Annotated in this window: 9 protein-coding genes and 1 pseudogene; 5 read left to right on the top strand and 5 right to left on the bottom strand. The window is 62.1% G+C overall.

Features of this window, described 5'->3' with window-relative positions; translation table 11 throughout:
- Positions 1-237: 237 nt before the first annotated feature.
- Both HNW77_RS18160 and HNW77_RS10195 read left to right on the top strand, forming a co-directional pair.
- Positions 238-678: pseudogene (locus tag HNW77_RS18160) on the top strand (MFS transporter); the annotation flags it as partial.
- Positions 650-1,975 (top strand): DUF6056 family protein, encoded by a 1,326-nt coding sequence (locus HNW77_RS10195; RefSeq protein ID WP_172157339.1) that lies wholly within the window; start codon positions 650-652, stop codon positions 1,973-1,975. The pseudogene HNW77_RS18160 and the gene HNW77_RS10195, both read left to right, overlap by 29 nt.
- Before the next feature lie 18 nt (positions 1,976-1,993).
- Here HNW77_RS10195 and HNW77_RS10190 read toward each other — a convergent pair whose 3' ends face one another.
- Positions 1,994-2,302, bottom strand: coding sequence for a hypothetical protein (locus HNW77_RS10190; RefSeq protein WP_172157337.1), 309 nt, complete (start codon positions 2,300-2,302; stop codon positions 1,994-1,996).
- Between the two features lie 368 nt (positions 2,303-2,670).
- Here HNW77_RS10190 and HNW77_RS10185 point away from each other — a divergent pair, with 368 nt between their 5' ends.
- The 3 genes from HNW77_RS10185 to HNW77_RS10175 are packed head-to-tail and all read left to right on the top strand — an operon-like array spanning position 2,671 to position 3,920.
- Complete coding sequence (locus tag HNW77_RS10185) at positions 2,671-2,859, top strand: hypothetical protein (protein WP_078527645.1); 189 nt, start codon at positions 2,671-2,673, stop codon at positions 2,857-2,859.
- Positions 2,859-3,410, top strand: coding sequence for a hypothetical protein (locus HNW77_RS10180; RefSeq protein ID WP_196781836.1), 552 nt, complete (start codon positions 2,859-2,861; stop codon positions 3,408-3,410). Before HNW77_RS10185 ends, HNW77_RS10180 begins: the two co-directional genes overlap by 1 nt.
- A 45-nt stretch (positions 3,411-3,455) precedes the next feature.
- Positions 3,456-3,920, top strand: a complete 465-nt coding sequence (locus tag HNW77_RS10175; RefSeq protein ID WP_172157335.1) for a hypothetical protein — start codon at positions 3,456-3,458, stop codon at positions 3,918-3,920.
- Between the two features lie 147 nt (positions 3,921-4,067).
- On the opposite strand, the gene HNW77_RS10170 is transcribed toward HNW77_RS10175, so the two are convergent.
- The 4 genes from HNW77_RS10170 to HNW77_RS10155 all read right to left on the bottom strand — a co-directional run bounded on the left by HNW77_RS10170 (position 4,068) and on the right by HNW77_RS10155 (position 7,762).
- A complete protein-coding gene (locus HNW77_RS10170) occupies positions 4,068-4,364 on the bottom strand; it encodes a hypothetical protein (RefSeq protein WP_172157333.1) in 297 nt (98 codons plus the stop codon).
- Positions 4,365-4,467: 103 nt separating this feature from the next.
- Complete coding sequence (adhP, locus tag HNW77_RS10165; protein WP_172157331.1) at positions 4,468-5,502, bottom strand: alcohol dehydrogenase AdhP; 1,035 nt, start codon at positions 5,500-5,502, stop codon at positions 4,468-4,470.
- A 133-nt stretch (positions 5,503-5,635) separates the two neighbouring features.
- Positions 5,636-6,895, bottom strand: coding sequence for a cystathionine beta-lyase (metC, locus tag HNW77_RS10160; protein WP_172157329.1), 1,260 nt, complete (start codon positions 6,893-6,895; stop codon positions 5,636-5,638).
- A 15-nt stretch (positions 6,896-6,910) separates the two neighbouring features.
- Positions 6,911-7,762 carry a sulfurtransferase gene (locus tag HNW77_RS10155; RefSeq protein WP_172157328.1) on the bottom strand — a complete coding sequence of 284 codons (852 nt, stop codon included), beginning with the start codon at positions 7,760-7,762 and terminating at the stop codon, positions 6,911-6,913.
- Positions 7,763-7,798 lie beyond the last annotated feature (36 nt).

The following is a 7,798-nucleotide window of genomic DNA, read 5'->3' as shown; positions in this document are numbered from 1 at the left end:
GCCTGCTGTTTTCATGCCCGGTGGGCGTGGTTTTCAACCGGGTCATGGCCGGGGCCTGCGCAGGGCTTGCGGTCATGGGGCGGGGTCTTTTTGCGGTGTCGGGGCCTGCGTGCGTAACACGGCATGGCGCATACGCGAAAATGATGACCCATAATGCGCCTCCAGGCGGGGTTGTGTCATGGATAAAGGACTGGCGCCACGCCTATGAAGGAAGGGTGAGCGGCGCACTCGATCCCGATGGCGCCGCAGCGCAGGGGATCAAGCCACGTGTTACAGCCCGTCTCTTCGCCCATCGCCACGCCATGCCCGCCGCAGGCCTCCCCGCCGGGTGCCACGGGGGTGCGCGCGGCGCTGACCACGGCCATGGCGGGCCTGCTCGTTGGCCTTGATACCGGGCTGATTGCCGAGGCACTGGGCTTTATCGGCCACGATTTTCATGCCGGTGCGCGCGCGCAGGAATGGATCGTGTCGGTGCTGATGATCGGCGCGCTGCTCGGCTCGCTCGGGGCGGGGGTGTTCTCGCGCCGCTTTGGCCGCAGGCTGGCGCTGGGCACCGCCACGTTGCTGATCGGCGCAGGCGCGCTGCTCTGCGCCACGGCCGGGCTGATCGGGCAGATCCTGCTCGGGCGGTTCCTGATCGGGGTGGCGATTGGCATCTGCACCTTTACCGCGCCGCTTCCTGCCTGGCGAGAAACTGGCCCTTGGCCTGTGCTTCGCGTTCCTGTTGTGGGCCAACTGGGTCACGCCGCTCTGGGCCGATGATTACTGCCGCACCATCCCGTTCAGCCCGCGCATGATCTTCCATATCGTGTGGGGCAACTATTTTTTCTGGACCGGGCGGTGGTTCATCACCCTTGTCACCTTTTTCATCCTCGACCTGCATCATTATGGCTCGCTGGTCGCCTTTGCCGTGGTGAATGCGGGCGTATTCGTGTTTTTAGTGCATGTGGTGGTGCATATGTGCAGGCGCGAGGCGGGGCATGAGCCCGCCCCTTCGGCGCGCACCGGGTTTGTGCAGTGCCTGCTGGTTTTTCTGATGCTGTGGTGGCTGCCCCGCACCATAGCCGAGGTGGCTTTATGGAAAACCGGCGCCATTGGCTACCTGTGGGCGGTTGCAGGCGAGATGTGGATCCTCTCGCGCGTGCTGGCGGGGCGGGCGCGCATGACCGTGGCGCAGTACGCGGTGGTGTTCCTGATCGCCACGGCCATGGAATCAATCTCGCTGCTGATGGCGCTGTTCGTGCTGGGGTGGGCTGCATGGGCGTGGAAAAACAGCCGCCCGGTGCCCTGGGCACTGGCGGCAAGCCACGCGCTGGGCACGTTCACGCTGGGCATCGCACCCGGCAACTACGTGCGCGAACGGCTGATGACACCCAGCTCGCCACCCGACCGGCTTGATGCGCTGATTGGCAATCTGGGCAGCCTGTTCGACCCGTTCTGGGTGCCCTTCGTGCTGCTGATTGGCGTGGGCCTGTTTATGGGCAGGCGGCAACTGCATTTTCCTGCCTGCCTGCGCTGCGGGCGGGACTGGATGTTTGCGGCCCTCGCGCTGGCCTACATGCTGCTGCTGCTCATCTTTCCCCGCCAGGCGCTGGCGGCCCGCGTGTCGTATCCCGCCAGCGTGTTTTTGGTGTGCTATCTGGCCTGCCTGCTGTTTTCATGCCCGGTGGGCGTGGTTTTCAACCGGGTCATGGCCGGGGCCTGCGCAGGGCTTGCGGTCATGCATCTGGCCATTGTCATACCCGACCTGACGCTGCTGGCCCGCATCAGCCACGACTGGGCTGTGAGCACGCGCGCGCAGGTGGCGCGTGACCAGCCGGTCGTGCTGCATCAGGTCACGATGGGGCCACGGCACAAGCTGCTTTACGTGCACAAGGACATCATCTTCGTTGGCATCAACCCCGACCCGCGCAACCAGTTGACCATGTGTTACGCGTGGGCCATGGGGGCCTCCTCCGTCAGGGCGGTACCCTGACGGCGTGCGGCGCCGGTCTTATTCGCTGCTGCCATTGGTGGGCGGGGGCGGCGGCGCGCCATTGCCGCCGGGCTGGCCGCCCTCGGGCTGCTGGTTCTGGGCCGCAGCCCCTTCCCGCTCGGCCTTGCGCGCATTATGCCGGCGCACCATGCCTGCGGCACAACCCGCCGCAGCACCCCCCTTGCCATGACCACTGCCAATAAAATGCCCGGCCACGCCCCCGGCTACAGCGCCCTTGACGCACCCCCCCGGCTCGGCCCGGGCGGCAACCGGCAGGGCAAGTACTGCCGTGGTGGCAAGGGTCAGTGCGGTAAGCCTTGAAAACATCGGATATCCCATCTGGTCTGTGTCTGACCAGGGCAACGGAAGGGCGGGCCTGAAGTTCCACGGCAAGGGACCGGGCCTGCTTGTTTTTCCCGGCTGCCGCCACGGATCGGGGCGGCTCCTTTCCACGCCAGAGGCATCTTCATAAAAACTGGCGGCAGAATCATAACACCGCCTGAAATCGATATGCCTGTTTACCCTCTGTATTATAAAATCACCTTCTCACACGATCATTCCCGGCCCGTAATGCCCCTGTGATGGCCCCCCGCCAAATCAAGGGCCAGGAAGGGAACGGCTGTCATGCAGGGGGCATGGTTGCCAGCGCGGAGGTCCTATTCCATCGTGACGCATCACGTAACGGAGAGAATTCCATGAGCAAAGAACCGACCGACGTTATCCACGCTGCCCTCATCCATGCCGCCGCCACCCTGACGGCAGCGAAGAAGGACGTGATGGAAAAGGCCTCGCCCGATGAGGTGAAGAAGCACTTCAAGACCTTCCTGCACGCGATTGAAAGCGGCTGGCGCGAGCATGAGGCGGCTGATCACCATCATTCCTGATGACTGCCGCAATCAAGCCGGCAAGGGGAAGCGTGCGCAACGCTTCCCCTTTTTCATATGCCGCCCGTTGGGAGATACAGATGCGTGGAACGCCCGGACCACTCTACAGAAAGGTCAATACCAGGACGCATGGCGTACATCATGGTTCTGGTAAAAAATTCCGCTGGGAGCGCCATGCAAAGAAAGCCCTGGATAACCCGTCCCTGCAGGCGTCCATGCATGGTGGGCAGCGACATGGACGCGATTATACGCCACTGTTCCGGTTTTTATTATCCCGCATAGGGCAGAAATGGGATGGCGTCTTCAAGGAAGCCTGTGCACGGCTGGACGACGTCGAGCCGCTATCCTGGATGGTCGCAACCTGCGAGGCCGACAGGCGCGCCTATTTCGTGGCAAGTGAGAACTCTTATTTCAGTGGTCTGTTTGTGGATGAAGATGGCATTCTGTCCGCTGTTGATCCGGGTCTGGACGAGAACAGCCTGAAACCTACCTGCGCGTGCTGCACGCATAGTTTTAATGGCAAGGTGTTTACACATCGCTTTGGCATGTAATGATATATTTTACATGAAATTTACGTAAGATGGAAAATTTTTATTATGGAGCTTTTCCCTTTTGAAAAAATAATGCAGGTACCTCGATATCCTGCAAATTCGCCACGGCAGGACTTTGTGGATATTCCTAGAAATATTGATCTGATCCATATAGCCGACTCATTTGCAATAAATAGCATGCGCGGATTAATAAAATCAAAAACAATAGGCATTGTCGCCTATATATTCGGCGCACATCTGAAAATTGAATTTAAAAAAGACTATACCATAGCCACAGTCGAATTCAGAATACCATATGAGCCATTTGATGAATTCGGATTATTCTATGACGATACCAACCTGTTCAATGCCAAAATGAAAAATGTCTACGATGAATTGAATCACAAGGGCATCAAAACAGAAATGACAGATGTCGGCTTCTGCGCACCCTCCATCGGCGTGAATTTCTTTTCCTGTGATTTTGATAAAAGCCTTGATGTCAGTTTGGATACTGTCACTGTGTTTTTATAAAATGCGCAGGCGGGGAATGGTCCTGATGGAGCATCAAGGGCCACAGGCCAGGCACATCACGATCTACGCATAAAAAATGCCGCCTTTTATTTAAAAAAGGCAGCATCAAGATTTTTTGCATCAATGCGCTGTTTCAGCGCGCGCGCCTCAGCGGTGACCCGTAAAGAACTGGCTCATGTCGCCCTTGGTGTCATGGCCCCACTTGTCCAGCTTCTTGCCGGTGCGATCGCCCCAGTCCTTGGCGCTATCGGTGCCTTCCTCGGCCTTTTCGTGGGCCTTGTGCGCCGTATGGCGCGTGCCTTCCTTGGTATCGTGCGCCTTGAGCCGCACTTCGCATTCGGCATGGTCGGTCACGCCATCGCACGAATCAGCCAGTGCTGGCGCAAGCATCGCCACGTTCAGGCCGGTTGCACACAGCACTGCCGCAATCACTGTCTTTTTCATGATGTCCTTACCTGTCCGTCCGTTTCCTGTTGCGGCAAGGCGCCCGCAGGGGGGCACCCTGCCCTGTCATTGATCCAAACGCCCCAAAACGGTCCGGGTTGCCTTACGCCCCGTTACGGAAGTCAAGCACCACGCGCCCGGCTACCCGGCCATGTTCGAGATTATCGAAAATGGTGTTGATGTTTTCCAGCCGGTCGGGGCTGACCACGGTGGTCACCTTGCCATCGGTGAAGAAGGACATCGCCTCGATCATGTCGAGCCGCGTGCCCACGATCGAGCCGCGCACCGTGGTGCCGTTCATGACCATGTCAAAGATGGAAAGTGGAAAATCACCGGGCGGCAGGCCGTTGAGCACTACCGTGCCCCCGCGCCGCGCATAGCCCACGGCCTGGCTGAAGGCCTTGTCCGACACCGCCGTGACCAGCACGCCGTGCGTGCCGCCCGTCTGGGCGCGGATGGTGGCGACCGGGTCTTCCCTGAGCGCATTGACGGTCACGCGCGCGCCAAGCTTGCGGGCCTCGGCCAGTTTTTCATCGCTGATGTCAACGGCGGCCACGTTCAGCCCCATGGCCACGGCATACTGGATGGCCATCTGCCCAAGCCCCCCCGCGCCAGAAATGGCCACCCACTCCCCGGCCCGCGTATCGGTCATCTTCAGGCCCTTGTACACGGTCAGGCCCGCGCACAGCACCGGGGCGGTCTTGATCGGGTCAATGTCCTTGGGCAGGTGGGCGACGTAATTGGGGTCGGCCACCACATATTCGGCAAAGCAGCCATTGACCGAATAGCCGGTATCCTCCTGCTTTTCGCACAGCGTCTCCCACCCGCCCAGGCAGTGCTCGCAATGCCCGCAGGCGGAATACAGCCACGGCACGCCCACCACGTCGCCGGTCTTGACCCAGTTGACGTTGCTGCCAACCTCGACCACATGGCCAATCCCCTCATGGCCGGGGATGAAAGGGGGCCTGGGCTTGGTGGGCCAGTCGCCGCGTGCTGCGTGCAGATCGGTATGGCAGACGCCGCAGGCATCGACCTTGACCAGAATCTGGTTTGCGTTGATCTGCGGAATATCGAGTTCCTCGATCGTCAGCGGCTTGCCGAATTCCCGCACGACTGCCGCCTTCATCTTGCCAACCATCTTGCACCTTCAGTTTCACTGCCCTGAGCGGGCCGGTATTGCACCTTGCCGCCCGCCAGCCCCGTCAGGGCGGCGGAGGCGACATCCGGGGCATGACTGTTTCACCGTGGCGGCGGATCAGCCTTGATCTGCATCAGGCTGGACCGTGCCCGTGGCGGGCAGCAGACATGCCATCAAGCCCACGGGCCAGGTCGGCCACCAGTGCCTCGGCCGCTTCCAGCCCGATATGCAGGCGGCACGTTGGCCCGGCCTGCGTCACGGACGGGCACTGCCGCGAAATCCCGCCCGTGGTGGGCAGCACCAGGCTTTCATACCCTCCCCATGAGGCGCCGATGCCGAACAGGGAAAGCCCGTCGATCATCGCCACCATGTCCTCGGTGGTGAACGCGGCATCGAACACCACGCCAAACAGCGAGGACGCGCCGGTAAAATCACGCTTCCAGTATTCATGGCCGGGGCATGATGGCAGGGCCGGATGCAGCACGCGCGCCACCTCGGGGCGGCCCTCAAGCCACAGCGCCACGGCCAGCGCGGTTGCGGCCTGCTGCATCTGGCGCACGCCCATGGTGCGCAGGCCGCGCAGGGTCAGTGCGCAGTCATCGGGGCCTGCCACCTGCCCTGCCTGGATGGCGGCATCACGCAGGGGGCGCCAGTCAGCCTCGCTCGCCACCGTGACCGCGCCGAGAATGAGATCGGAATGACCGGAGGGGTACTTGCTCAGCGCCTGCACCGACGCATGCGCCCCATGCTGAAACGGGCTGAACAGGCCGATGCCCCATGTATTGTCCACGATCAGGCGCGCGCCGATCTGGGCCGCAAGGCGGCCAAGCATCGGCACGTCCTGCACCTCGAAGGAATGGCTGCCCGGGCTTTCGGCAAAGATGATACGGGTATTGGGCTGGATCAGGCCGCGCAGTTCGGCCTCGGTCGCGGTGGGGGGGAAGTAGGTGATCTCCACGCCAAAGCGGCGCAGCACCTTCTCGGCAAAGCGGCGGGTGGGGCCGTAGACGGAATCCGCAAGCAGGCAGTGCTCGCCCGCTTTTGCATAGGCCAGGAACGGCAGCGCGCAGGCGGCCAGCCCCGAGGGCACGAGTTGCGCATGCGTGCCGCCCTCGATGGTGGCAATGGCCTGCTCCAGCCGGTGGCCAATCGGCGTGCCCATGGCGCCGTAGATCAGTTCATCGCCATAACGCCCATGGCCCGCCTGCTCCATGGCCCCGACGCTGGAGAACAGGACGGTGGACCCGCGCGTGGCGGGCGGGTTGACGAATATGCCCTGCTCCCCTTCCGGCCGGTCACGGCCAAGGGGTACGAGCCGGGGCGAGAGGTCGCGCCAGCCACGCAGCACGCGTTCAAGCAGGTCTGGGGGCACAAGGGCCATCGGATCGGTCATGCTGCCTGTCCGCCCTTACGCGCCGCACACGATGGGGGCATCAGGCGTCGAGGCCCATTCCGCCCATGAGCCGTCATACACCACCGGCTCGCCAGCCCCCATCTGCGCGCAGACCAGCCCGAGCGCGATCATGCACGCGGTCATGCCACTGCCGCATGAGCAGGTGACGGGGGTGCTGTCGGTTACGCCCAGTGTCTCGAATTTTGCCTTCAGCGCCTCAACGGGCAGGAAACGGCCGTTATCATCAAGCAGTTCGCCATAAGGCAGGCTGCGCGCACCGGGCATGTGGCCCGATTCAATGCCTGCGCGCGGCTCGGGGTCGCGCCCTTCAAAGCGGCCACGGCTGCGGGCATCAAGGATCAGCCCGGGTATGCGCCCGTGCACGATGTCGAGCACATCGCCCGTGCCATGCAGCCGATCATAGCGCGGGCGGCTGATGAAGGGGGCGGGCGTGGTCAGGTCCGGCCCGCTTTCCAGCGGCAGGCCTGCGCTTTTCCATGCGGGCAGGCCGCCTTCGAGCACCTGCACGTTTTCATGGCCGAACAGCCGCGTGAGCCACCATGCGCGCGCGGCGCACGCCATGCCATCCTGATCATAGAAAACGATGTGCCTGGTATTGGCCATGCCGCGCTCGGTGGCGAGGCGTGTGAAGCGGGCCTGCCCGGGAATGGTATGCGGCAGGGGAGACTCCGGGTCAGAAAAAGTATCGATATCAAAGCGCACCGCACCGGCTATATGCGCGTTGGCAAAGCGTTGCTGCGGGTCGAAGGCCTGCCCCGGTAGCGCCATGGAGGCATCGAGCACAAGAATGTCACCACCATTGTGGATGGCCTGTGCCAGATCACTGGCTGAGATCAGCGGATGCATACCTTCTCCCGGTCTTCAAGGAATTGCGTGTTCGGC

Origin of the sequence: Komagataeibacter melomenusus (assembly GCF_013155395.1) — a bacterium.
Classification (GTDB): Bacteria; Pseudomonadota; Alphaproteobacteria; order Acetobacterales; family Acetobacteraceae; genus Komagataeibacter; species Komagataeibacter melomenusus.
Note: the sequence above shows the minus strand (reverse complement) of the source record. Positions and strands in the feature narration are given on the sequence as shown.